The organism is Paenarthrobacter sp. YJN-D (genome assembly GCF_015040335.1).
GTDB classification, from domain to species: Bacteria; Actinomycetota; Actinomycetes; order Actinomycetales; family Micrococcaceae; genus Arthrobacter; species Arthrobacter nicotinovorans.
Genome location: NZ_CP053549.1, coordinates 3,221,031 through 3,246,088 on the forward strand (window position 1 = coordinate 3,221,031; position 25,058 = coordinate 3,246,088).

The 25,058-nt window shown below is 64.7% G+C and carries 23 protein-coding genes; 6 read left to right on the forward strand and 17 right to left on the reverse strand.

Annotation, left to right across the window (positions count from 1 at the left end; genetic code table 11):
• Window positions 1-108 precede the first annotated feature (108 nt).
• Window positions 109-597 carry a hypothetical protein gene (locus HMI60_RS14930; protein WP_193589877.1) on the reverse strand — a complete coding sequence of 163 codons (489 nt, stop codon included), beginning with the start codon at window positions 595-597 and terminating at the stop codon, window positions 109-111.
• 56 nt (window positions 598-653) lie between these two features.
• Here HMI60_RS14930 and HMI60_RS14935 point away from each other — a divergent pair, with 56 nt between their 5' ends.
• Window positions 654-893: a hypothetical protein gene (locus tag HMI60_RS14935; RefSeq protein WP_193589878.1), complete on the forward strand. Its 240-nt coding sequence runs from the start codon at window positions 654-656 to the stop codon at window positions 891-893.
• Between the two features lie 158 nt (window positions 894-1,051).
• Here the strand turns inward: HMI60_RS14935 and gabT are convergent, their stop codons facing one another.
• Both gabT and HMI60_RS14945 read right to left on the reverse strand, forming a co-directional pair.
• A complete protein-coding gene (gabT, locus tag HMI60_RS14940) occupies window positions 1,052-2,407 on the reverse strand; it encodes a 4-aminobutyrate--2-oxoglutarate transaminase (RefSeq protein ID WP_018776808.1) in 1,356 nt (451 codons plus the stop codon).
• 72 nt (window positions 2,408-2,479) lie between these two features.
• Window positions 2,480-3,910, reverse strand: coding sequence for a gamma-aminobutyraldehyde dehydrogenase (locus tag HMI60_RS14945; protein ID WP_018776809.1), 1,431 nt, complete (start codon window positions 3,908-3,910; stop codon window positions 2,480-2,482).
• Between the two features lie 143 nt (window positions 3,911-4,053).
• Between HMI60_RS14945 and HMI60_RS14950 the strand changes: the two genes are divergently transcribed.
• The 3 genes from HMI60_RS14950 to HMI60_RS14960 all read left to right on the forward strand — a co-directional run bounded on the left by HMI60_RS14950 (window position 4,054) and on the right by HMI60_RS14960 (window position 7,518).
• Window positions 4,054-5,496 (forward strand): PucR family transcriptional regulator, encoded by a 1,443-nt coding sequence (locus HMI60_RS14950; RefSeq protein ID WP_018776810.1) that lies wholly within the window; start codon window positions 4,054-4,056, stop codon window positions 5,494-5,496.
• Window positions 5,497-5,560: 64 nt separating this feature from the next.
• A complete protein-coding gene (locus tag HMI60_RS14955) occupies window positions 5,561-6,841 on the forward strand; it encodes an MFS transporter (protein WP_193589879.1) in 1,281 nt (426 codons plus the stop codon).
• A complete protein-coding gene (locus HMI60_RS14960) occupies window positions 6,838-7,518 on the forward strand; it encodes a FadR/GntR family transcriptional regulator (protein WP_079580847.1) in 681 nt (226 codons plus the stop codon). Before HMI60_RS14955 ends, HMI60_RS14960 begins: the two co-directional genes overlap by 4 nt.
• An 8-nt stretch (window positions 7,519-7,526) precedes the next feature.
• Here HMI60_RS14960 and HMI60_RS14965 read toward each other — a convergent pair whose 3' ends face one another.
• The 6 genes from HMI60_RS14965 to HMI60_RS14990 form a co-directional block, all read right to left on the reverse strand.
• Window positions 7,527-8,906, reverse strand: coding sequence for a rhodanese-like domain-containing protein (locus HMI60_RS14965; RefSeq protein ID WP_193589880.1), 1,380 nt, complete (start codon window positions 8,904-8,906; stop codon window positions 7,527-7,529).
• Window positions 8,907-8,987: 81 nt separating this feature from the next.
• The gene (locus tag HMI60_RS14970) at window positions 8,988-10,454 is read right to left on the reverse strand and encodes an FAD-dependent oxidoreductase (protein WP_018776814.1); all 1,467 of its coding nucleotides are present in this window, start codon (window positions 10,452-10,454) and stop codon (window positions 8,988-8,990) included.
• Window positions 10,455-10,474: 20 nt separating this feature from the next.
• The gene (gene cobA, locus HMI60_RS14975) at window positions 10,475-11,737 is read right to left on the reverse strand and encodes a uroporphyrinogen-III C-methyltransferase (protein WP_110503789.1); all 1,263 of its coding nucleotides are present in this window, start codon (window positions 11,735-11,737) and stop codon (window positions 10,475-10,477) included.
• A gap of 112 nt (window positions 11,738-11,849) precedes the next feature.
• Window positions 11,850-12,761: a glutaminase gene (locus HMI60_RS14980; RefSeq protein WP_055971492.1), complete on the reverse strand. Its 912-nt coding sequence runs from the start codon at window positions 12,759-12,761 to the stop codon at window positions 11,850-11,852.
• A gap of 119 nt (window positions 12,762-12,880) precedes the next feature.
• A complete protein-coding gene (locus tag HMI60_RS14985) occupies window positions 12,881-13,924 on the reverse strand; it encodes an LLM class flavin-dependent oxidoreductase (protein ID WP_193589881.1) in 1,044 nt (347 codons plus the stop codon).
• A 35-nt stretch (window positions 13,925-13,959) separates the two neighbouring features.
• Window positions 13,960-14,517 carry a dihydrofolate reductase family protein gene (locus HMI60_RS14990; RefSeq protein WP_110503787.1) on the reverse strand — a complete coding sequence of 186 codons (558 nt, stop codon included), beginning with the start codon at window positions 14,515-14,517 and terminating at the stop codon, window positions 13,960-13,962.
• Window positions 14,518-14,703: 186 nt separating this feature from the next.
• Here HMI60_RS14990 and HMI60_RS14995 point away from each other — a divergent pair, with 186 nt between their 5' ends.
• Together HMI60_RS14995 and HMI60_RS15000 are read left to right on the forward strand one after the other, a co-directional pair.
• Window positions 14,704-15,138, forward strand: coding sequence for a hypothetical protein (locus tag HMI60_RS14995; RefSeq protein ID WP_110503786.1), 435 nt, complete (start codon window positions 14,704-14,706; stop codon window positions 15,136-15,138).
• 126 nt (window positions 15,139-15,264) lie between these two features.
• Window positions 15,265-15,897: a DUF305 domain-containing protein gene (locus HMI60_RS15000; protein ID WP_110503785.1), complete on the forward strand. Its 633-nt coding sequence runs from the start codon at window positions 15,265-15,267 to the stop codon at window positions 15,895-15,897.
• A gap of 70 nt (window positions 15,898-15,967) precedes the next feature.
• On the opposite strand, the gene HMI60_RS15005 is transcribed toward HMI60_RS15000, so the two are convergent.
• The 8 genes from HMI60_RS15005 to HMI60_RS15040 form a co-directional block, all read right to left on the reverse strand.
• Window positions 15,968-16,912, reverse strand: coding sequence for an ABC transporter permease (locus tag HMI60_RS15005; protein ID WP_018776824.1), 945 nt, complete (start codon window positions 16,910-16,912; stop codon window positions 15,968-15,970).
• The gene (locus tag HMI60_RS15010) at window positions 16,902-17,633 is read right to left on the reverse strand and encodes an ABC transporter ATP-binding protein (protein WP_018776825.1); all 732 of its coding nucleotides are present in this window, start codon (window positions 17,631-17,633) and stop codon (window positions 16,902-16,904) included. Before HMI60_RS15010 ends, HMI60_RS15005 begins: the two co-directional genes overlap by 11 nt.
• A gap of 99 nt (window positions 17,634-17,732) precedes the next feature.
• Window positions 17,733-18,884 (reverse strand): ABC transporter substrate-binding protein, encoded by a 1,152-nt coding sequence (locus HMI60_RS15015; RefSeq protein ID WP_193589882.1) that lies wholly within the window; start codon window positions 18,882-18,884, stop codon window positions 17,733-17,735.
• A 154-nt stretch (window positions 18,885-19,038) separates the two neighbouring features.
• Entirely contained in the window at window positions 19,039-19,992 is a 954-nt protein-coding gene (gene mmuM, locus HMI60_RS15020) for a homocysteine S-methyltransferase (RefSeq protein WP_193589883.1), read from the reverse strand.
• 99 nt (window positions 19,993-20,091) lie between these two features.
• A complete protein-coding gene (locus HMI60_RS15025; protein ID WP_018776828.1) occupies window positions 20,092-21,510 on the reverse strand; it encodes a sulfate adenylyltransferase subunit 1 in 1,419 nt (472 codons plus the stop codon).
• Window positions 21,511-22,518 carry a sulfate adenylyltransferase subunit CysD gene (cysD, locus tag HMI60_RS15030; RefSeq protein ID WP_018776829.1) on the reverse strand — a complete coding sequence of 336 codons (1,008 nt, stop codon included), beginning with the start codon at window positions 22,516-22,518 and terminating at the stop codon, window positions 21,511-21,513.
• Window positions 22,515-23,249: a phosphoadenylyl-sulfate reductase gene (locus HMI60_RS15035; protein ID WP_052247260.1), complete on the reverse strand. Its 735-nt coding sequence runs from the start codon at window positions 23,247-23,249 to the stop codon at window positions 22,515-22,517. Before HMI60_RS15035 ends, cysD begins: the two co-directional genes overlap by 4 nt.
• A complete protein-coding gene (locus HMI60_RS15040) occupies window positions 23,246-24,988 on the reverse strand; it encodes a nitrite/sulfite reductase (RefSeq protein ID WP_039242596.1) in 1,743 nt (580 codons plus the stop codon). Before HMI60_RS15040 ends, HMI60_RS15035 begins: the two co-directional genes overlap by 4 nt.
• Between the last annotated feature and the right edge of the window lie 70 nt (window positions 24,989-25,058).

Genomic DNA, 25,058 nt, shown 5'->3' on the forward strand with positions numbered 1-25,058 from the left:
ACGGACACGGCCACCAGAAGAAGCTGAGGCTGGGCGCCTAGGGCGTTCCGGCGTCGAGATCGCCGGAGCCATGCAGGATCGCTGGATAGCAACGGCGATCTCGGCTCGCTACAGCGATCTCGGCGCGCTCCGGCGAACTCGGCACACTCCAAAGATCCCGGCGTGGCCCTGGTCAGTGCCGGGCCCGTGGTCATCGAGGTCCAGCTGGACGGACATGGCCACCAGAAGAACCTGACGCTGGGCACCTCGTGCATTCCGGCGTCGAGATCGCGGGAGCCATGCAGGATCGCTGGATAGCAACGGCGAACTCGGCGAGGAACGGCGATCTCGGCTCGCTACGATAATCCCGGCGTGGGCCAGGTCAGTGCCGGGCCCGTGGTCATCGAGGTCCAGCTGGACGGACACGGTCACCAGAAGAACCTGACGCTGGGCACCTAGGGCGTTCCGGCGTCGAAATCGCGGGAGCCATGCAGGATCGCTGGATAGCAACGGCGATCTCGGCGCGCTCCGGCGAACTCGGGCCACTGCGGCGACGGCGTGGGCCTGGTCAGTGTCGGGCCAGTGGTCATCGAGGTCCAGCTGGACGGACATGGCCACCAGAAGAACCTGAGGCTTGGCGCCTAGGGCGTTCCGGCGTCGAGATCGCCGGAGCCATGCAGGATCGCTGGATAGCAACGGCGATCTCGGCACGCTCCGGCGATCTCGGCGCACTCCGGCGATCTCGGCGCGCTCCGGCGACGGCGTGCTCCGGCGACGGCGTGCGCCTGGTCAGTGTCGGGCCCGTGGTCATCGAGGTCCAGCTGGACGGACATGGTCACCAGAAGAACCTGACGCTGGGCACCTCGTGCATTCCGGCGTCGAAATCGCGGGAGCCATGCAAGATCGCTGGATAGCTACGGCGATCTCGACGAGGAACGGCGATCTCGACGAGGAACGGCGATCTCGGCGCGCTCAGGCGAACCCGGCGAACCCGGCGAACCAGCGAACCCGGCGCACACGCAGAAGGAGGGCCGGGAAACCCCGGCCCTCCCTCTGTGTACAGCGGTGAAAGTTACGCGTTGGCCTTGATGGCTGCGGCGAGGACCTCGAGGCCGTCGAGGAGCAGTTCGTCGCTGATGACCAGCGGCGGGAGCAAACGGATCACGTTGCCGTAGGTGCCACAGGTGAGGATGATGACACCTTCCTTGAGGCAAGCAGCGGCAACGGCCTTGGTGAGCTCGGCGTTGGGTTCCTTGGATCCGGGCTGGACGAGCTCGATGGCCAGCATGGCGCCACGGCCACGGATATCGCCGACCACGGAAACTTCTTCAGCGAGTTCGCGCAGCTTGCCCAGGGCGAGCTCTTCGATGTGGCGGGCGCGGCCGTTGAGGTCGTGCTGTTCCATGGTGTCGATCGCGGCGAGTGCTGCTGCGCAGGCAACCGGGTTGCCACCGTAGGTGCCGCCGAGGCCGCCCGGGTGAACGGCGTCGAGCAGGTCGGCGCGGCCGGTGATCGCGGACAGCGGGAGGCCGCCGGCGATGCCCTTGGCCATGGTGATGATGTCCGGGACAACACCTTCGTGGTCAACGGCGAACCATTCGCCCGTGCGGCAGAAGCCGGACTGGACTTCGTCGGCGATGAAGACGATGCCCTTTTCCTTGGCCCATGCGGACAGTGCCGGCAGGAAGCCTTCGGCCGGAACGATGAAGCCGCCCTCGCCCTGGATGGGCTCAATGATGATCGCGGCAACCTGGTCGCCACCGATCTGCTTCTCGATCATGGTGATGGCGCGCTTGGCTGCCTCGGCACCCGTGATCTCCGGGTTCTCTTCACGGAACGGGTAGCTCATGGGCATGCGGTAGACCTCGGGCGCGAACGGGCCGAAGTTGGTCTTGTACGGCATGGCCTTGGCGGTCAGTGCCATGGTCAGGTTGGTGCGGCCGTGGTAGGCGTGGTCGAAAGCAACCACGGCGTCGCGGCCGGTGGCCAGGCGTGCAACCTTGACGGCGTTCTCCACGGCTTCAGCGCCGGAGTTGAACAGCACGGTGCGCTTGGCGTGGTCGCCCGGGGTGAGGCGGTTGAGCTGCTCGGCAACTGCAACGTAGCCCTCGTAGGGGGTAACCATGAAGCAGGTGTGCGTGAAGTGCGCTGCAGCTTCCTGGACAGCGGCGACGACGGCGGGATCGGACGCGCCGACGCTGGTCACGGCGATGCCGGAGCCGAGGTCGATGAAGGAGTTGCCGTCGACGTCGCGGATGATGCCGCCGTCGGCGTCTTCAACGTAGACGGGGACGCCCGAGGCGACGCCGGCAGCAACGACGGCGGAGCGACGCTCGGCCAGTGCCTGCGACTTGGGTCCGGGGAAAGCGCCGTTGATGTTGCGCTTCTGCTCGATGCGGTACGACAGTTCGTTCGCGGTGGTGGTCATGGGGTGGTTGCCTTTCTGGGAAATTCGTACGGGTTACGCGGACGCGTTACGCAACTGCGTTATGCAATTGCGTTATGCATCCAATGCACTCATCACGTGCTTGATCCGCGTGTAGTCCTCGACGCCGTACATGGAGAGGTCCTTGCCGTAGCCGGACTGCTTGAAGCCGCCGTGCGGCATCTCTGCCGTCAGGAGGATGTGGGTGTTGATCCAGACCGCACCGAAGTCCAGGTCGCGGCTCATGCGCATGGCCGTCCCGTGGTCGGTGGTCCAGACGCTGGACGCCAGGGCGTATTCGACGTCGTTGGCCAGCTCGAGTGCTTCTTCTTCCGTGCTGAACTTCTGCACGGTGATGACCGGACCGAAGGTTTCCTTCTGCACGATGTCGTCGCTCTGCTTGGCGCCGGTGATGATGGTGGGCTCGAAGAAGAAGCCCTTCTCGCCTGCGCGGTGGCCACCGGTTTCGATCTTGCAGTTCGCCGGGAGGTGCTCCACCACGGAGGTCACGGCGTTGAAGTGGTTCACGTTGTTGAGCGGACCGAAGTAGTTGTCTTCGTCGTTCTGCGAACCGGTGTGCAGGGTCTTGGTGTGCTCCACCATGGCTGCCACGACGTCATCGTGGACGGAGTCCTCGATGAGCACACGGGTGATGGCGGTGCAGTCCTGGCCGGCGTTGAAGAAAGCGAACTCGGCGATGGCCGCTGCGCTCTTCTTGATGTCGGCATCCTTGAAGACGATGGCCGGAGCCTTGCCGCCAAGTTCCAGGTGCGCACGCTTGAGGCCCTTGGCTGCGCCGCTGGCAACTGCGATGCCTGCGCGGACGGAGCCCGTGATGGACACCAGTCCGGGAACCTTGTGGTCAACCATCATGGCGCCGGTTTCGCCGGTGCCCAGGACAACGTTGAGGACGCCGGCCGGGAAGATCTCGCCGGCAAGGCGTGCCAGTACCAGGGTGGACTCCGGGGTGGTGTCCGAGGGCTTCAGGACCACGGTGTTGCCCGCGGCCAAGGCGGGGCCGATCTTCCAGATGGCCATGAGGAACGGGTAGTTCCACGGCGCAACCTGGGCTACGACGCCGATCGGTTCGCGGCGCACGTAGGAGGTGTGGCCCTCGAAGTACTCGCCTGCGGACTTGCCTTCCATGATGCGGGCGGCACCGGCGAAGAAGCGGAGCTGGTCGGCGCCGGCCGCAACTTCCTCGGAGGCGATCAGGGAGCGGACCTGGCCGGTGTTGCGGTGCTGGGCTTCTACCAGTTCGTCGCTGTTGGCTTCCACGGCATCGGCGAGCTTGAGCAGCATGAGCTGGCGCTGGCCGGGGGTTGCCTTCTTCCAGGTCTTGAAGGCCTCGTTGGCGGCGGTCATGGCTGCGTCCACGTCGGCTTGCACCGAAATGGGCGACTTGGCAACGATTTCCCCGGTGGCAGGGTTAACGATGTCCAGGAGACCCGTACCTGCCGGCGTGACGAATTCGCCATTGATGAAGTTCTGCAAGGTTTGAACCACGGCGTGCAACCCTCTTTCGGTGTCTGGGCATGGATTTAGCTGATCAGAGCCTATGCCAGGGAGGGGGTGCAAGGAATAGTCAGCTGCACACACAAGCACACCCCGCTTAGTGCGCTTGCCCAGCGCCGGGTTACGCTTTAAACATGGCTCTGTCCCTCGCTTCGCTCGTCGCTGTCCCCTCCCTGAAACTCCGTCAGTCCGGCCTCGCCGAGACCACGTGGAACCAGGACATCAGCTGGGTCGCGGTGACCGAATTGGAAGACCCGCAACGCTTCCTCAGTGGCGGCGAGCTGGTCCTCACCACGGGCCTTCGCCTCAAAAGCGCGGCTGATCAGCGGCGCTTCGTCCGCCAGGTCCAACGCGCGGGTGCTGTGGGGATCGGTTTCGGTATAGGCCTCACCCATGAATCGGTTCCCGAAGCCCTGATCGCAGAGGCCAACCGCTGGGGATTGCCCTTGGTGGAGGTGCCCTACGAAATCCCGTTCATCGCCATCGGCAAACTCGTGGCAGAGTCCCACTCCGCCGACCATTATTCCAATCTCGAACGCCTCTTGGCCGGGCACCAGATCCTGGCCCGCTCGCTCCTGACCGGCGGCGGCCTCAATGAACTCCTCAAGCAACTTGGCAGCATGCTGCGAACTGACGTCGTGCTCACCCAGTTCAGCGCGCAGCTCTACAACAGCGTGGTGGGGAAACCGGCCCCGACGGCGGACGGTTGGGCTTCGTATCCGATTCCCACCGGCCGCAGGGACGCCTGCACGCTCTGGTTGCGGCAGCCTTTCATCGATTCGGGAATCGTCAGCTACGCGCAGAACCTGATCAGCGTGGAGCTCAACAACATGGTCAAGCAGCGGCAGTCCCAGCGTGCCATGGCCGGGCAGGTGCTGGACGACGTCATCCACGGCACCCTGGAAACCATCGAGGCAGCCCGCCGTTTGGCAGGTGTGGGCATCAACAGCACAAGGAAAAACGTCGTGCTGGTTGCCGAGTCCACGGCACACCACAAACAGCTGGTCAGTATTTCCCTGCCCCAGGCGCTGGAAGGCGGCGTCAGCGCCGTCGTCGGCAAGGATTTGGTGACGGTAGTCAGCGACGACGGCAGTTCCGCCACCGCCCTGGCCAAGAGCCTTAGCGATCACCTGCAAGAGGCCGGCATCCACGCCGTGATCGGCATCGGCGGGGCCTACACCAAGCCGAACGGCCTGCGGTGGAGCTACTTCGAAGCGCGCGACGCCGCGGCGCACGGCTTGCCGGTGAACGAGCCCGAACGCCTGAGCCTGACCTCCCTGCTGCTGGCCAGCGAGGACGTTCCGTTGGCGGACATGGCCAGCGAGTCCCTCACCCCGCTGCGCAAGTTTGATGCCGCCCATGGCGCAGAGTTGGTGGCCACCCTGGAGAGCTACCTGAACCACAACGGCTCCGTGGCCGCGGTTGCCGAGGCGCTTACCCTCCACAGGAACACCGTGCGATACCGTCTGGCCCAGATCACGGAACTGACCGGCTACGACCCCTCGCAAACCCAGGACCGGGTTCAGCTGTGGCTCGCCTTGGCGGTTCAGCGGCTCGGCTCCCGCAACCCCAGGTAGCCGCTCCCGGAGAGCTTCGCCACAAAACTGTAGACATTAGACGTCAAACGTCTAACCTTTAAATATGGCGACGACCCCTCTGACACCCACGACAGGAAACATCCCGACGATTGCTGCTACCCAGGCTTCTTCCGCTTCGGCCAGCCAGGCAGCCCCCAGGACGCGCGTCGTCGCCGTCGTCGGCATAATTGCCGTAGTGCTCATCGGCCTGAACCTGCGTGCCGGGATTACCAGTGCCGCGGCCCTGTTCCACGAGCTGCAGCAGGTCCTGGGCTACGGGGCCCTGGTGGCATCGGTCCTGCCATCCATCCCTCTGCTGTGCTTCGCAGTGGCGGGCATGGGAACCTCGTGGTTGACCCGCCGCGTAGGTGTCGAAAAAGCCATTGCCATCGCCTTGGCCCTCCTGGCTGCGGGCTTGCTGGTCCGTGGCGTGCCGGTGACTGGCGCCCTGCTGGGCGGCACGGTCCTGGCCATGTCAGGACTGGCAGTGTGCAACGTGGCCATGCCGTCGTTCATCCGCGAGCACTATGCGGACCGCACGTCCATGATGACCGGCCTCTACACGTTCACCATGTCCGGCGGCGCAACCTTCGCCGCAGCGGTCAGCGTTCCCTTGGCACAGCAGCTCGGCTCGCCGTCCATGGGGCTGGCGGCATGGGGCCTGCTGGGTGTCGCGGCGCTCCTCGGTTTCCTGCCCGTAGTCCTGCACACGCACCGGAACACCACCAAGACCGACCGCCCGCGCGTCTCCATGTGGCCACTGCTCCGCACGCGCCTCGGCATCCTGATCACCGCCATCTTCACCTTCCAGGCCTTCCTCGCATATGCCGTGATGAGCTGGTTCGCCTATATCCTCACCTCCCAAGGGCTGAGTGCCTCCGAAAGCGGCCTCCAGTTCGGCGTCATGCAGTTGGTTTCGGTGGCGGCCGGAATGATCCTCCTCGCTTTCGGCTCACGGCCCGGCATGCTCCGCCCCGCGCTCTACCTCGCAAGCAGCTCCACGCTGGTGGCCATCGCCGCCATGCTGTGGCTGCCGACGTCGATGGCCGTGGTGCCGGCTGTGCTGTTCGGCTTCGGCTTGGGCATCTTCCCGCTGGTTTTGGTGATCATCAGCCGAAGCGGAGGTTCGACGGCGGAAACCACCGCACTCTCCACCATCGCCCAATCGCTGGGATACTTGATTGCGGCAATCGGCCCCTTCGGGATGGGGCTGCTCCACAGCGCCACCGGCGGCTGGGTGTTGCCCATGAGCCTGCTGTCCATCGTGGCTGTGGCGCTCATGGTCACTTGCCACCTGCTCACCAGCAAGCGCACTGCCACCAAGACCGCACCGAGGACCGTATGACCCTGACGCCTTCCCACCGCCCGGCCCTGGCCGAGGAAATTACCGCGAAGCTGCGGGACATGATCAAGTCCGGCGAGTGGCCATTGCAGGAACGCATCCCGGCTGAGCCCGAGCTCATGTCCACGTTGGGGGTTTCCCGAGGCACCCTCCGCGAGGCGATCAAAGCACTGGCGCACTCAGGCATGTTGGAAGTCCGCCGCGGTGACGGCACGTATGTGCGTGCAAACAGCGAGATGTCCGGGGCAGCCCAGCGCATGTACCTCGAGCACACGCAGGAACACATCGTGGAAGTCCGGCTTGGCCTGGACACCCAGGCTGCCCGCCTGGCCACCAAGCACGCCACCACGGAGGATCTGGCAGAGATGCGCCGGCTCCTTGCCGCCCGCCACGATGCATGGCTTGCGGAAGATTACCCTGCATGGGCCAGCGCCGATTGGGAATTCCACGAACGCGTCGCCCTGGCATCAGGCAATCCGCTGTTGCACCAGCTCTATGTTTCCTTTGGCGGCGTCTTCCACAACGATCTCTTGCGGCAGCAACGCAAGGGCGGCTTCAACGGCATTCCCCGTGAGGGCCACGACGAACTGGTGGACGCCCTGGAAGCGCGGGATCCCGACGCCGCTGTCCGCAGCGTCTACCGGAATCTCGACTATTGCTCGGACCAAAACCCGCGCTAGCCCATCAATTACGGCGTGGTCTCGATCCCTGCCCCGGCCGCGTCCCTGAACCTTGCGTTGATCAGCACCACGTCACGGCCGGCCCGGTCCAGCAGGCTGGCAGCAACACTGGCGCGGTATCCCGTGGCACAGTGCACCCAGATCCTGGCGTCCGGCAGCTCGGTGATCCTGCCGAGGAGCTCGTAGACAGGAACGTTCAGGGCACCTTGGATGTGGGACGCCACGAATTCCTCCGGTCGGCGCACATCCAACACCATGTCCTCCGGTTCCCTGCTCTTGAGGAGTGCAGCCCAGTCACCGTGCGGGTAGCTCGCCTGTGGAGACTCCGGCGCCAAGGCACCTATGTCCACGGCTCCGCCGTCAGGCCCGACGGCGGCATCCGGCCTTTCGATGCCTATCCTCGCCAGGTCCCGGATCGCTTTCTCCACCTCGTCGCGCGGTCCCAACAACGTGAGCGGTTGGTTCCACGGGATCACCCAGCCGAGGTAGCTGGTGAAGTTGTCCCCCTTTCCGTACTCGAAGCTCACGCTGCCGTGCAGATGGCTCTCCGCGAAAGCCACGCGGTTGCGCAGATCCACTACCCACTCCCCCGCCTTGAGCCGCCTGTCCAATTCCGTGGCATCCACGGGGTCCGGCACCTCCAGCTCCGCCGGACCAACACCGGCCGCGTTGAGGGGACTCATGTGGGCGTAGTACGCAGGGTATGCCGTAATGTTCGCCAGTAACTCTGAGACGAAGTGGTCTTCATGGGGGTCCGTCAAGGCATGGTTGGTCCGGGCTTGCTCGCCGATCGTCGATGAATCCTGGTAGCTCGCGGATCCGCTGGAACAAAACGAGCCGAATCCGTGGGTTGGGTAGAGTGCCGCGTCCGGGGGTGCCGCGTCCACCAGCCGACGGACCGAAGAATACTGTTTGTGGGCCAGCTTGGCGGTGTCGTGGGGTGACACCAGGTCCGTCCGCCCAACGGAACCGTAGAGCAAGCTGCCGCCTGAAAACACAGCCTCCGGACCGCCGTCGGGCGCGTCATCGCGGACCACGTATGAGAGGTGCGTGTGGGTGTGCCCGGGAGTGGCAACCACTTTCACCAACAGCCGGCCGACGCGGAGAACCTGGCCGTCGGAGACGGGGACGCGCGCAAATGACACCTCGTCCGCAGCGTTCACCCAGTACTCGGCTCCGTGCGCTTCAGCCAGGACGAGGCCGCCAGTGACGTAGTCGTTGTGAAGGTGGGTCTCGGCCACATGGGTGATCCGGACGCCGGCGTCGGCGGCTGCCGCTTCCACCCGGTCGATGTCCCGTTGCGGGTCGATCACCAGGGCGACGGCACCGTCGTGGACAAGGTAGCTCCGGTCCCCCAGCTGGGGCGTTTCAATGACGACGACGTCCATACCCCCACCTTAAAACAACGCGGGGTCACTTAGGGCCCATCCGGAAGCTCCGAATGGGCCCTAAGTGACCCCGCGTTGGTCTTAGACCTGTGCCGAGACTCCATCGCGGGAGATGTCGACCATGTCCTCACGCGGCACAACCTTGATGCGCTCACGCTTGACTTCAACGCCGTGGGAGCCGCCGGCTTCGGTGGCTGCTGCGCCGAGGGCGAGCTCGTGGGCATCCAGTGCCAGCCAGCCTTCCCAGCTGGTGAACTTCACGCCGCGGGCATCCAGCAGATCTACGACGGCGTCTGCCGCGGGGACCTCAGCCAGCGGCAGGTTTTCGCGGTCCTCCAGCAGGTAGGTGACGGTTTCCAGGGCATCGCCCTTGGTGTGGCCGATGAGGCCGACGGGACCACGCTTGATCCAGCCGGTCGCGTAGAGGCCAGGAACGTGCTGGCCGTCGGCGTCCAGGACGCGGCCGCCGTCGTTGGTCACGACGCCCTTCTTGTGGTCGAACTCGACGTCCGGCAGCGCCGAACCGAAGTAGCCGATGGCGCGGTACACGGCCTGGACCGGGTAGTCGATGAACTCGCCGGTGCCGCGGGCGTTGCCCGTGCCGTCCAGCTCGGTGCGCTCGAACTTGATGCCGGCAACCTTGCCCGGAGTCTCCGCGGAGTCAACGATCTCCACCGGGCTGTGCAGGAAGTGCAGGTGCAGGCGGCGGGAAGCCTTCAGCTCGGACAGGTCCTCGGGCTGCTCGGCGATCCAGTTGGTGAGCGTGCCGACCATGGTTTTGGTCTGGTTGTTCGTCTGGATCTGGCGGTCGGACTCTTCGTCGAACTCGAAGTCCTCGGCGTAGAGGATGATGTCGACGTCCTTGGAGTGCGAAAGCTCGCGGAGTTCCAGCGGGGTGAACTTGACCTGGGCCGGGCCACGGCGGCCGAAGACGTGGACGTCCGTGACCGGGGAATTCTTCAGGCCGGCGTAGACGTTGTCCGGGATCTCGGTGACCAGGAGGTCATCAGCGTGCTTGGACAGGACACGTGCCACGTCCAGGGCCACGTTGCCGTTGCCCAGGACGGCGATTTCCTTGGCGTCCAGGGGCCATTCGCGGGAAACGTCCGGGTGGCCGTCGTACCAGGACACGAAGTCCGCGCCGCCGAAGGAACCCTCAAGCTCGATGCCCGGGATGTTCAGGTCGGCATCCTTGATGGCACCGGTGGCGAAGATGATGGCGTCGTAGTGCTTGCGGAGGTCCTCGATGGAGATGTCCGTGCCGTAATCGACGTTGCCGAAGAAGCGGATGTCGCCGCGGTCCAGCACCTTGTGCAGGGCGTTGACGATGCCCTTGATGCGGGGGTGGTCCGGAGCAACGCCGTAACGGATCAGGCCGTAGGGGGCCGGGTAGCGGTCGAAGAGGTCGATGCTGACGTTGAGTTCGCCGCTCTTGACGGCCTCGCTCTTGGTCAGGATGTCAGCTGCGTACACGCCGGCGGGGCCGGAGCCGATGACGGCGACGCGGAGCGGACGGTCCGCAGAACCTACGGGGGTGCTAATTGACACGGCTGTGTTCCTTCTTCTTCTCAGTTACTGCGGACGCGGGGACGGTTGGGGGTGATGGTGCTGTAGTCGGCGGTCTTGAAATGCTGGGGCGCAAAGGGGCTGACCCGGACGACGTCGCCGATCACGATGACCGCTGGATTGGCCACACCCACGGCTTCCGCCTGGTCCGCAATGCTTCCCAAAGTGCCGATGGTGACGCGCTGGTCCGGCAAATACCCGTTCTCTACGATACCCACTGGAGTGTCCAAAGGCAGACCCGAGCCTGCCAGGGCAGCCGCGGAATCGCGCAATTGCGCCACTCCCATGAGCAACACCACAGTGTGATCGGGCCGTGCGGGAACTTCGGACAGCTCCTCGTGGCCGGTGACCACGCTGAAGCCCTTCGCCAGGCCGCGGTGGGTCACCGGGATGCCGGCGGCTGCCGGAACCGAGATCGCGGACGTCACGCCGGACACCACTTCAACCTCGACGCCGTTCTGCCGGCAAAATTCTGCTTCCTCGCCACCGCGCCCCAGGACGTAGGGGTCGCCGCCTTTCAGGCGGACCACACGATTGCCTTTCAGGGCTTCATCCACGAGGATGCGGTTGATCTCGAGCTGCGGCACGGGATGGTGGCCTGGCGTCTTGCCGACCTCGATCACGCGGACGTCGGGCGCGAGCTCTTTGAGCAGCTCGCGGGGACCAAGACGGTCGGCAACAACGACGTCGGCCTGGCCCAGCAGGCGCCTGCCGCGGACGGTGATGAGTCCCGAGTCGCCCGGACCGCCACCGACCAGAGCCACAGAGCCGCCTGCTCCCGGCTTGCGGTGCCTGCGAAGCGGGAGGTCACCTGTTTCAAGGGCTGTGGCCACGGCGTTGCGCAGTGCCATGGCGCGGCGTGGGTCTCCTCCGGCGTTGATGGCAATCTTGACGTCGTCCACCACGGCCACGGCAGGCGTCCACGCGGCTGAAGCTTCGTGGTCGGAGGCGTTGACGCACCAGATGCGCTGCGCCTCGGCGTCGGCTGCCACCTGGGTGTCCACGGCGGAAGTGCCGGTCGCCGTCTGGACGAACCAGACGCCGTCGAGGTCTGACGTGCGGTATTCGCGCGCTTCCCAGGAGAGGAGTCCCGAAGCGTCGAGGCTTTGAAGTGTTTCAGTGGCAATGGGAGCGACCACGGTGACTTTCGCACCGGCGTCGAGCAGCCCCTTGGCGCGGCGTTCCGCGACGGGGCCGCCGCCCACGACCAGCACCGGGCGGCCGAGCAGCCTCAGCGCGGTGGGGTAAATGTCCTGTATTGCCATGAAAAAACTGTAGGGCGGCGCCGTAATATGCTTCAAAGGCTCGGAAACAACCGGTAACGCTGGGTAATCCAACGTCACAAAAAGTCTGCAAAGGGCCCCGGGATCCGGCGGGCTAGAAGACGGACCACCCGGTGCGCGTGGTGAACTCGTCCAACGCGGCCACACCTGCCACGGAATTGCCGGAACGCCCCAGCCCAGGGCTCCACACGCTGATGGCGCACTTGTTCGGAACCACGGCCACGATTCCGCCACCAACCCCGCTCTTCCCGGGCAGGCCCACCCGGTACGCGAACTCCCCGGCGGCGTCGTACGTTCCGCAGGTGAGCATCACGGCGTTGATTCTCTTGGTTTGCGCCGGTGACAGCACCAGGGTTCCGTCGGCTCCCAGACCGTTCGAAGCGAGGAACCGGGTCGCCAGCGCCAGGTCTTCGCAGGTCATGGCCAAGGCGCACTGCTTGGCGTAGGAGTCCAGGACATCATCCACCGGGTTCTCCAAGTTGCCGCAGCTGGCCAGGAAGTGGGCCAAGGAGGCATTGCGGTGCCCTTTGCCCAGTTCGGACGACGCCACGACCTGATCCGTATCGAGGCCCGTATTTCCGGTTTCCTGGCGCATCAATTCCCGGACAGCGTGCGCAGCGTCGCCTGTCAGGCTCAGGAGCCGGTCCGTCACGACGATCGCACCGGCATTGATGAACGGATTCCGGGGAATGCCTTCCTCGCTTTCCAACTGGACCAGCGAGTTGAAGGGGTTGCCCGAGGGTTCGCGGAAGACGCGCTTCCAGATACGGTCGCCGTCGGAAGCCAGAACCAAGGCGAGGGCGAAGACTTTGGAGATGCTTTGAATGGAGAACTCCACATGGGCATCCCCGGCCGAGAACACCTCGCCTTCCCGGGTAACCACCGAGATCCCGAACTGGTCCGGGTCTACGGATCCCAGCTGTGGAATGTAGTCGGCCACCTTCCCTTGGCCAACGTGCGGTTGGACTGCGCCGACGATGTCTTCGAGGAGATTCTGAATGTCCATGGGAAACCTCTAATGCCTGGGTGCGTCCCGTCGTCGTTGACGTGGCGCACAAGTGCTCCTGGGGTGCACGGCAACCGCGCACAGCGAGCAACACTACCGGCCTTTAGGGGCCGTCCGGTTCACACTACGTGGTTGGCCTGCCATCCGAACGCCGGCGCTATGTGTTTGGCCACATTCCCCAGCAGCTTGGCGTTGTATTCCACTCCCAGCTGGTTGGGTACCGTCAGCAGGACGGTGTCCGCAGCCTGGACAGCTGCGTCATTGGCCAGTTCGTCCGCAAGCGCGTCCGGCTCCCCGATGTAGCTCTTGCCGAACCTGGACAAGGCCCCATCGAGGATCCCTACCTGGTCCTGGCTGTCCGCCTGGGCGCGGAGGCCGAAGTAGCGGTTGTCCTCAGCATCGACGATCGGGATAACACTGCGGCTCACCGAGACCCTGGGCTCAAAATCATGACCTGCAACGGCCCAGGCTTCGCGGAACATCCGGATCTGTTCTGCCTGCAATTCATCGAAGGGCACGCCGGTGTCTTCAGTAAGGAGTGTTGAACTCATCAGGTTCATGCCCTGCTCGGCAGCCCACACAGCTGTTTTTCGGGTGCCGGCTCCCCACCAGATCCGCTGCGGAAGGCCCGGCGACTGGGGCTGGATGGGAAGCAAACCTGTCGCACCTCCGGAGTAGTGCGGATCGGCTTCGGCCACGCCGTGACCGGCGATTGCTTTGCGGAACAATGCTGTGTGACGCCGGGCCATGTCGCCGCCGTCTTCACCATCGGCGGGGACATAGCCGAAGTTCGCGGCACCGTTCCGGGCAGGCTCGGGTGAACCACGGCTCACGCCGAGCTGCAGCCTGCCGTCGCTGATGAGGTCCGTGGCGGCAGCTTCTTCGGCCATGTAGAGCGGGTTTTCGTAGCGCATGTCGATCACGCCGGTGCCCATCTCGATACGGCTGGTCCGAGCTGCGATGGCTGCAAGAAGGGGGAACGGCGAGGCCTGCTGGCGCGCAAAGTGGTGCACACGGAAGAACGCACCGTCGATGCCCGCTTCCTCCGCGGCGACGGCCAGTTCGATCGCTTGCTTCAGGGCCTCACCGGCAGTGGGAACCAAGGAGCCGGGGACGCGGGCCCAATGGCCAAAGGACAGGAAACCGATCCGTTTGTTGTGCATGTCCGGAACAACGCTGGCCGGCGCCTGCTCATTCCTCAATCAGCACGGCGGTAATGCATGGCGACCGTGCCGTTGCTCAAAGGCTCCGCCGAGACCAGCTCCAGGCGCCGGGTGGCGGGCAGTCCCTCGTGATACAAAGTGGGGCCATGGCCGGCGATGAAGGGATGGAGCAGGAACTTGTACTCGTCGATCAGGTTCAGCCGGTCCAACTCGGTGGCAAGCTTTCCGCTGCCGACCAGCACCCCCGCAGGAGTCCTGTCCTTGAGCTCCTGGACCGCTGCTCGGAGGTCGCCCGTGACGTGGTGGCTGTTGGTCCACGGGAAATCACTTCGGGTAGCCGACACGACATACTTCGGTTTGGTTTCCAATGTCAGGGCCCACTCGCGCAGCGCCGGCGGGGCATCGATTTCCCCGCTGGCTACCAGCGGCCAGTAGCTTTCCATCATCTCGTACGTGGTGCGGCCCCAGAGCATCGCGCCGCTCTGGTCCAGGAGCCGGGTGAAAAGGGCGTGCGTTTCGTCATCGGCGATGCCCTCCCGATGGTCGACGCAACCGTCCAAGGTGACGTTGATGCTGAACGTTAGAAGGCCCATTCGCCGATTGTAGGGCTACCGGCAGATCGACGCAGCAGGGTCGAGGTGTTCCTTTTCGGGATTGCCTGATTCGCCGGGTCAGGCAGTGTTCCGGTTGAGGCGCTGCACACTTTGAATGACTCGACTCATATACCCTCCAGGGGTATACTGGCCGTGTCCGGAGCAAGGGAAGGAGCACAGGTAAACGTGTCCAATCGCCTGTCCTACCGGACTTTTGCGGCTTTTCGACGGCGGGCCTCACTCCTGCTGCTGGTGGCCGCGGTCATCGCCGGCATCTTCGGGATGCACGTGGTCAACGGATCCCATAGCACGCACGCATTCACCGCAGCCGCAACGCTGCCGACGGCCGCTGCTGCCCACCACGCGCACGGCACTTCGCAGCACCTTTCGCAGACTCCGCTTGCCGAAGCAGACAAATGCACGTCGGGAAGCTGCGCCTGCTCCCAGGCCGCCGGCCCCACTTGTACCCCTTCCCTGAAGACGGGTTCCCTCGCTGCATCGGCTCCCGGCGACGCCGTCGCCGCCGATTCCCCTGTCCGTGGACATGACGAGCCCCAGCCATCCTGGTCCTATCAACCTGCAGGCCCCACCCCGGGGCAACTCAGCATTAGCAGGACGTAAGCACTGGACAGGGTCGCCGACTGGCAACCCTGCCGTCCCCCCGACGCCCCAAAGCCTCGGGGCACTCATCTGCTTACCCTTGGCGGCATCAATGAGCCGCCTGAATTGGCAAAGGACCATTCACTGATGAATAAAACACGCTTTACTGTCACGGGGACTGCCCTTGCGGCCCTGATCGCGCTGGCCGGCTGCGCATCGACCCCCGGCTCCGATTCGATGCCCGGCATGGATCACGGGATGTCGGGACCCTCGGCCAGCCCTTCACCAGGCAACGGCTCCGCGGGCAGCTCTGATACAGCCCACAACGCGGCGGATGTCATGTTCGCCCAGATGATGATTCCGCACCACGCACAGGCCGTGGAAATGTCGGACGCGATCCTGGCCAAGAAGGACATTCCTGCGTCGGTGACGCAGTTGGCCGTTCAGATCAAGGCGGCCCAGGCACCCGAAATCCAGAAGATGACGGCCTGGCTGGAGGGCTGGAACATGCCCGTCATGGCGTCCTCCGGGCACGCAGGACACGGTATGGACGGCATGCTGAGCGAGGCCGAACTCCAGAAGCTCAAGGACGCCCAAGGTACGGAAGCGGCCAAGCTCTACCTGACCCAGATGATCACTCATCATGAAGGTGCGGTGGCCATGGCCAAGACCGAGATCGCTCAGGGTAAATATCCGGAGGCAATCCAGCTGGGACGCGACATCGTGACGTCGCAGGAGCGGGAGATCCAGGACATGAAGGGGCTGCTGGCCGGTCTCTAACGCGCGTTAACGTCAACGCCCGACGGCGGGAGGCCGCCGTCGGGCGTTCCGAACAACAACGCTCTCGGAGTTAGCGCGAGCTGCCTGCCAGCAGACCCCTACGCTGCAGGAGGCGCTTCTCGATCGGCCCGAACACCAGGAGCTCGATCAGGATGCCCACGAATAGGATCAACAGGATCGCGGCCATGACGATAGCCATATCGGACAACGCGCGTCCCTGGTCAAGGAGCGAGCCCAGGCCGAAGCCGATGGTGCCACCCACAGCAATGATTTCGGCGGCCATCAGTGAGCGCCAGGAGAAGGCCCACCCTTGCTTCAAGCCACCGATGTACCCGGGAAGGGCCGCGGGAAGGACGATCTGCAGCGCCATCTGGAGCCGGTTCGCACCAAGGACGGTTCCAACGCTGCGGTACTGCGGCGGGATCTGGTCGACGCCGGAGATGAGCCCGTTGATGATGGACGGGATGGCGCCCATGAGGACCACAAAGTACACGGTTGCGTCCGTCAAACCGAACCAGATGATGGCGGCGGGAACCCAGGCCACTGACGGCAACACCTGAAGACCGGAAATCAGCGGACCGAAGGCACGCCGCAAAGGCGCAACCTGGGCAAGCAGCAAGCCCACGGGCGTGGCGACGACGACCGAGATCAGGAAGCCAACCAAGCCGCGCTGCAACGAAGTCCACACGGATTCCTGGACCTTGCCCTCACTCCACAGGACCACAAGCTGGTTGAGCACATCAAGAGGACCGGGAACCTGGTCACGGCGCTTGAGGCCCAGCGACACGTAGAACTGCCAGGCGAGGATGAGGACCACCAGCGCCACGACGGGCAGGAGGACACGCTTCCAGTCGATGCCTCGCTTGCCCCCGACGTCTGACTGGAGGTTGTCCAAACCTGCTTCGAGGTCGCGGAGATCCGAGGCATTGCCCTTCAGCGACGGCGACGTGATGTGTTCTTTGGATTCAGTCACGGGAAGGGTCCGCTCTTCGGTGGTGATGGGGTTACTTGGCATGGCGGCGGATCTCCTCGCGAAGGCGTCGGGTAATGACACCGGTTAACTCCCCGGCACGGCCGGCGTCGGTCCGGTGTTCCTCGGTGACTTCCCATTCGGCCACCACACGACCCGGACGCGACGAAAGCAACAGCACGCGCTGGCCCAGGCGAACGGCTTCACGGACGTTGTGGGTCACGAACACGATGGTCCGGCCGGTTTCCTTCCAGATGCGCTCAAGCTCATCGTGGAGGAGGTCCCGGGTAATGGCGTCCAAGGCGGCAAAAGGCTCGTCCATCAGCAGCAGTTGCCGGTCCTGTGCCAGTGAACGCGCCAAGGCCACGCGCTGCCGCATGCCGCCGGAGAGCTCGTGGGGACGCTTGTCCCCCGCGCCGCCCAAGTGCACGAGTTCCAGCAGTTCGTTGGCACGTTCCCGACGTCCCGCCTTGGTGCTGGACTTGTCGGCCAACTGCAGCGCAAGCTCAATGTTTCCCCGCGCGGTCAACCACGGGAACAAGGACGCGTCCTGGAACATGAAGGCGGCACCATCGCTGGGTACTTCAAGAGCGCCCGACGTCGGCTTCTCCAGTCCCGCCATGATGTTCAGCAGGGTGGACTTGCCGCAGCCGGACGCGCCGAGGAGGGCGACAAACTCGCCCTGCGCGATGGTGGCGTTGACGTCGTCCAGCACCGGGGCGCCGTCGCCGAAGCGTTTGCCCAGGTTCTCGAGTACGACTGGCATGGTCCCGTCCTTCGTGTTGATTGGTAGAGCTGATGTGCCTAAGGGCCGGCCCGCTCCCCCATGAGAATCGCAAGGGGAAGCGGACCAGCCCGTTACTGCTTAGTCCTGGCCAAGACCCGCGGCGGAGGTCTTCTTGCCTTCAACCTCGTTCAAGGTGCGGAGGTCGAAGATGCCGTTGATATCCGCGGTCTTGGTGGTACCCGCGTCCACGCCGTCCTGGAGCAGCTTCTTGTACGTCCCGGCGAGCGGGTCAGTGGTGAACTTGATGTTCTTCAAAGCACGCTCAATGACATTCGCCGGAAGTGGCTTGCCTGCCGTGTCCTTGAGGACTGCGTTGATGGTGGTGGCCTTCTCTTCAGCCGAGGCCGAGTTGAGCCAGTTCACGGATTCCACGTGGCCCTTGAGGAGTGCCTTGACGGTTTCCGGGTGTTCGGCGGCGAACTTCTTGTTCACGATCAGGATGGTGGTGGTGAAGTCACCGTTCTCCCAGAGGTCCTTCTCGTCAACCAGGACCTTCGCTCCGGCTTCGAGGACCAAACGGGAGGCCCACGGCTCAGGCAACCACGCGCCGTCGAGCTTTCCGTCCTGGAAGAGCTTCAGCGACTGGGCGTTTTCGGTCGGGTTGATGTTGACGTCGCCGCTGCCGTCCGTGTTGGTCTTGAATCCCTGGTGACCCAACCAGGCGCGCAGTGCAACGTCCTGGGTACCGCCCAGCTGGGGCGTGCTGAGGACCTTGCCCTTGAGGTCGGCTGCGGAGTTGATCTCCGGCTTGACCACGAGCTGGGCGCCGCCGGATGCTGCGCCGGCGATGATGCTGATGGACTCGCCGTTGCTCTTGACGAAGGAGTTGATGGCCGGGTTCGGGCCGATGTAGGTGGCGTCGATGGCTCCGGCGTTCAGGGCTTCGATGGCGGCGGGACCGGCGTTGAAGATCTGGGTGGTGAGCTTGGTGTCGCCGAGGTTCTTGGCGAAGATGCCCTTGCTGGTACCGACCAGGGCCGGACCGTGCGTGACGTTGCTGAAGTAGCCGAGCTTGAGCTCCGCCGCCGGTGTGGTGGCGGGGGCCGGCGCAGCCTGGTTGCTGTTGGAAACTGCGGAGGCCACTGCCGCGCCTGCACCGATCAGCAGCACGAGGCCGACGGCCAGGGCGATCTCGATGGTGCGGCGGCGCTTGGGCTTGGGTGCGGTCTCACCGGCGACGATGCGGGTGGTACCGGAATCGGGTTTCTGTGACTCGGGTGTGTTTGCCATGGGGGGGTCCTTATGAGAAGTGGGATGCGAAAGGGGGCGAAGATCAGGCCCCGTGACATCGCCCGTGTTGGGCAAGGAAGGACCATTCCGGAGAGGTCATGCCTTCACAGTAAGGACTGTCATATTTCCGCTTCAATCCCGCAGAAACCAAGGTTCACGAAGGTTCACGTGGCGTCATATTCGCCGCAAGCTCTTCAATGTCGCGCGGAGTTGTGCGGCAGCAGCCACCTATGAGATGGGCTCCACGATCCCGCCAGTCCGCAGCGTTACCCGCCAGCGTGGCGCCGCCCTGGACACCCTGGGACGGTCCCCACGTTTTCGTCACGGCATCGTAGGTCTCACCCGAATTCGGGTACGCCACGAGTGGTTTGCCGGAGGCCTGCTGAAGGTTGCCCAGCGCCTCCGACACCAGTTCCAGCGGCACGCAGTTAATGCCGACGGCGGCCACGCGCGGTTCCGCGCTGAGCAGCGCAGCCACCTGCTCCAGCGGCGTTCCGTCACTGATGTGGCCGCTGTCCCGCAGCGTAAACGTAAACCAGGCTTCGACGTCGAACTCCGCCACGAGCGCCAACAGCGCCTCTGCTTCGGCGTACGACGGCAGCGTCTCACAGGCCAGGAAATCCGCGCCGGCCGCTACCAGCGCCGCGATCCGTGGCCGGTGGAAATCCTGGAATTCCGCGGCGGAAAGCGTGTAATCGCCCCGGTACTCGGAGCCGTCGGCAAGGTAGGCGCCGTACGGTCCAACGGATCCGGATACCAGCAATGGCCCATTCGCAGAACCCCCCGCCAAGGCTTCCTGTCGCGCCTCATCGGCCAAGCGGACGCTCAATGCCACCAGTTCCAATGACTCCGGAACGGAAAGCCCGCGCCGCGCGAAGCCCTGTGGGGTCGCCTGGTAGCTGGCTGTGATGGCTACGGAGGCACCGGCGTCGAAGTAGTCGCGGTGGACCTGTTTGATCAGGTGCGGCTGTTCCAGCAGGACCTTGGCAGACCACAGGGCATCTTCCAGATCGCAGCCGTGGGCTTCCAATTCGGTGGCCAGCGCTCCGTCCAGGACCAGGTCTGTGCCTGCCTCAAGGAGGGTGCTGAGTGTGGTGTTCTGTGGCATGGGTCCTTCCCCGGTAAAAGAAAACCGCAGCTTGTTCGTCGGTCACGCCTTACAACGTGAGGGTCGCGAACAAGCTGCGGTTTGTGACTACGTATGACCCTAAATGACGTAACGTTCGTCCTCGTGGTCGCCCGGGTGGTCCTTGACCAGACCGGCGGCCAGCGTGTTGCCGTCAATGGGGTCGATCACCAGGAATGCGCCGGTGCGGCGGTGGTGCAGGTAATTTTCCAACGGCAAAGCAGCGGCGAGCCGAAGCTGGGCATGCCCGATGTCGTTCAGTTCCAAGGTGCTGGTGGGCTCTACGGTGAAGGTAGCCAGGTCCAGCTTGCCGGTGACGTTGCGGACCAGGGCCTGGACCGTGCGCGTACCGTGCTTCACCAGGACCTTCTGGCCTTCGCGCAGCGGCTTCGGTGACAGCCAGGCCAACGATGCGTAGAGGTCGGCGGAGCTTTCGCGGACAGTCCCGGCAGCGGCGATGGTGTCACCACGGGCGATGTCGATCTCGTCAGCCAAGCGGACGGCCACAGACTGTGGTGCCGCAGCTTCCTCCAGCGACTGGCCGGCGAAGTCGATGCCGACCACCGTGGTGATGCGCGGTTCATGGCCGGGGCTGATGACGGACACTTCATCGCCTACCTTCACGGAGCCTTCCGTGATCTGGCCTGCGTAGGCCCGGTAATCGCGGTAGGCCTCTACGTCGAGCCCGCCGGCCACAGCATCAGGAGCCAAGGCCCCCTGCGGACGGATGACCAGTTGTACCGGGAAGCGGAAGCTCTCCAGTTCGGCTTCGAGCTCGTCGGCGGCGGGAAGGGTTTCGAGGACCTCCAGCAGCGCAGGGCCGGTGTACCAGGGGGTACGGTCCGAGCGGTCCACTACGTTGTCGCCATCCAGGGCGGATACCGGAACCACGAAAAGATCGGTCACCCCGCCCGCATTTGAATCGTCACGACCAAGGCCAAGCTCACGGCCGACCTTCTGCACATCAGCCTCGATGTCGCGGAACACCTGCTCGCTGAAGTCCACCAGGTCGATCTTGTTGACCGCCACAATGACGTGGGCAACGCGCAGCAACTGCAGCACGGAGAGGTGCCGGCGGGTCTGCTCCAGCACACCCTTGCGGGCGTCAATGAGTACGACGACGGCATCCGCGGTGGACGCGCCGGTCACCGTGTTCTTGGTGTACTGAACGTGGCCGGGGCAGTCGGCAAGGATAAAGCTGCGGCGGTCCGTTGCGAAGTACCGGTAGGCCACATCGATGGTGATGCCCTGCTCACGCTCGGCGCGCAGGCCGTCTGTCAGGAGGGCGAGGTCGATTCCGCCCTTCTCCCCACCGAAGCCGCGGTCGGCAGAGGTGCGGGCGACGGCGTCGAGCGTGTCGGCAAGGATCGCCTTGGAATCGTGAAGGAGGCGGCCCACCAGAGTGGACTTGCCGTCGTCGACCGATCCGGCAGTGGCGAAACGGAACAGGGTTGTGGGCAGGGCTGTTTCCAGCCCGGCAGCCAATGTTTCGGTGCTCATTTAGAAGTAGCCGTCCTTCTTGCGGTCTTCCATGGCGGCCTCGGAGATGCGGTCATCTGCCCGGGTGGCGCCACGTTCTGTCAGGGTGGAGGCAGCGACTTCAACTACGACGTCGGCCACGGTGCGTGCGTCGGACTCGACCGCACCTGTGCAGGACATGTCGCCCACGGTCCGGTAGCGGACCAGTTTGGTGATGACGTCCTCGTGGGGCAGCGGCTGGGAAACTTCGCCCACTGCACGCCACATGCCGTCGCGGGCGAAGACTTCACGCTCGTGTGCGTAGTACAGGCTGGGAAGTTCGATGTTCTCGCGCTCGATGTAGCGCCAGATGTCCAGCTCGGTCCAGTTGCTGATGGGGAACGCACGGACGTGCTGGCCCACCGTGTGGCGGCCGTTGTACAGGTTCCAGAGTTCGGGACGCTGGTTGCGCGGATCCCACTGGCCGAATTCGTCACGGAGGCTCAGGATGCGCTCCTTGGCGCGGGCCTTGTCCTCGTCGCGACGGCCACCACCGAAAACGGCGTCGAACTTGTTGCGCTGGATCGCGTCCAGCAGCGGGACGGTCTGCAGCGGGTTGCGGGTGCCGTCGGCACGCTCAGCCAGTTCGCCGCGGTCGATGAACTCCTGCACCGAACCGACAACCAGCTTCAAACCGAGGCGCTCAACGGTGCGGTCGCGGAAGTCGATGACCTCCGGAAAGTTGTGGCCGGTATCGACGTGCAGCACCGGGAAAGGGACCTTGCCGGGCCAGAATGCCTTGGTGGCCAGGTGCAGCATAACCACGGAGTCCTTGCCGCCGGAGAACAGCAGCGCAGGCTTCTCGAATTCGGCAACTACCTCACGGATGATGTGAATTGCTTCGGACTCGAGGGTGTCCAGTGAGCTCAGGCGCTCAGCTGAAGGGCCGCCGTGCCCGCTTCGCGATGCCCGCCACGCCGCGGCGGCCCCTTCAGCTTCGCTCTGCAACTGGTTCAACTCGAGGTCCTCGCTGGTTGTTTGAGTGCTCATGTGTGTAGTCCGCATTCTGTCTTGTCGGAACCTGCCCAGCGGCCGGCTCGGGGGTCTTCGCCCGGGGCCACTTTGCGGGTGCAGGGCTGGCAGCCGATGGACGGGTAGCCCTGGCTCAGGAGGGGGTTGACGGGGAGGATGTTGTCCTCGGAGTACTCCAGCAACTGATCGAAGGACCAGTCCACCATCGGGTTCACCTTGACCAGGCCGAAACCTTCATCCCAGGTGACCACCGGTGTGTTGGTGCGGGTGGGGGCTTCATCGCGACGGACGCCGGTGAACCACACCTCATAGCCGGACAGCGAGCGGCGCAGCGGCTGGACCTTGCGCAGCGCGCAGCACTGTGCGGCGTCCCGGGCGAACAGATCCTTGCCCAGCAAGCGGTCCTGCTGTTCCACGGTGTTCTCCGGCAGGACGTCCACGACGTTGACGCGCAGGTTGGCAGCTACTTCGTCGCGGGTCTCGTAGGTTTCCTTGAAGTGGTAGCCGGTTTCGAGGAACAAAACATCGACGCCGGGAAGCTGGTCCGCGACCATGGCCGGCAGGACGGCGTCGGCCATGGAGCACGCCACGGTGATGGCGGGCAGTTCGAAGTTCCGTGCCACCCAGGCGATTGCCTCCTGGGCCGTGGCGTTCCAGCCAAGCTCCGCGGCACCGGCTTCGGCCAGTGCCTTGAGCTCTTCCGGAGACCGCAGGGTACGCACGGCCGGAAGCGTTTGGGGATCTGTCATTGGAGGTCTCCTTCATCTGCGGAGTGTGCCCACTCGGCGAAGGTCTGGCCCTCGGCGCCGACGGCGACGAACTTGCGGACCACGCGCTCCACGTAATCGGGCAGGTCTTCCACCGTGACCTTGAGGCCACGGACGGTACGTCCCAAACCGGCTTCCTCGCGCTCGTTGTTCGCCAGCCCGCCACCGAGGTGGACTTGGAAACCCGGGGTGGGGTCGCCGTCGGGCGTTGGCAGCATCATGCCTTTCAGACCGATGTCGGCCGTCTGGATACGTGCGCAGGAGTTCGGGCAGCCGTTGATGTGGAGGGACAGTGCCGAGGGCAGCTGCTTGGTCTCCACGAGGTCGGCCAAGCGGCGTTCCAGCTCGGCGATGGCGGTAGCTGCCGTGACCTTGGTTTCGACGATGGCCAGCTTGCAGAACTCAATGCCCGTGCAGGCAATGGTGCCGCGGCGGAACACGGACGGGCGGGCGGACAGGCCCAGGGTGTCCAGTTCAGCGATGAGCGGCTCCACCTGCTCCTTGGCCACGTCCAGGATGACGAGCTTCTGGTGGGGAGTTGTGCGCAGGCGGTAGGAACCGTGCTTTTCCAGGGTGTCGGCCAGCGTCACCAGTGCCTCGCCGGACGTGCGTCCCACGGTGGGGGTCACGCCGATGAAGAACTTGCCGTCCTTCTGCTCGTGCACGCCGATGTGGTCACCCGGGGCGTTGGGCTTGGGCGCGGCAGGGCCGTCCGGAAGCTTGAAGCCAAGGTATTCGTCTTCGAGGATCTGGCGGAACTTGGCCGGGCCCCAGTCGTTCATGAGGAACTTCAGGCGGGCCTTGGTGCGCATCCGGCGGTAGCCGTAGTCACGGAAGATGCTGGTGACGCCCAGCCACACTTCAGCGGCGACGTCGGCGGAAACGAACACCCCCAGGCGTTCGGCCAGGCGGGGGTTGGTGGACAGGCCGCCGCCAACCCAGAGGTCGTAGCCGGCGCCAAGCTCAGGGTGGACTACGCCCACCAGGGCGAAGTCGTTGATCTCGTGCACGACGTCCTGGGACGGGTGGCCCGTGATGGCGGTCTTGTATTTACGCGGCAGGTTGGCGAGCTCGGGGTCGCCGATGAAGCGCTCCGCGAGTTCGTGGATGAGCGGCGTGGGATCGATGATCTCGTCCTTGGCGATACCCGCAACCGGGGAGCCGAGGATGACGCGCGGGACGTCGCCGCAGGCTTCCGTAGTGGACAGGCCGATGCCCTCCAGGCGGCGCCAGATTTCCGGCACATCCTCCACGCGGATCCAGTGCAGCTGGATGTTCTGGCGGTCCGTGAGGTCGGCGGAGCCTCGGGCGAAGTCCACGGAGATCTGGCCGATAACGCGCAACTGCTCGGTGGTGAGCGCACCGCCATCGATGCGGACGCGCAGCATGAAGTACTTGTCTTCGAGCTCGTGCGGCTCCAGGGTGGCGGTCTTGCCGCCGTCGATCCCGGGCTTGCGCTGTGTGTAGAGGCCCCACCAGCGGAAACGGCCATGCAGGTCGGTTCCGTCGATCGAATCGAAGCCTTCCTTGGAGTAGACAGACTCAATCCGCTCACGGACGTTCAGGCCGTTGTCTTCCTGCTTCCAGGTCTCGTTGGCGTTGAGCGGCGCGGTGCCGTCAACCTTCCACTGGCCATGGGGCTTGGCCGCCGGGCGGGTGCGTGCTGGGCGCGAAGGGACTGCGGCGTCAGCGGACGCACCGGCTACAGCTGTATCTGTCATACATCGACTGTAGGTCTGGCCAGATTTCGCCAGCAAAGGTCCGGAAATGTTGAGTCACCTAGGGAAACAT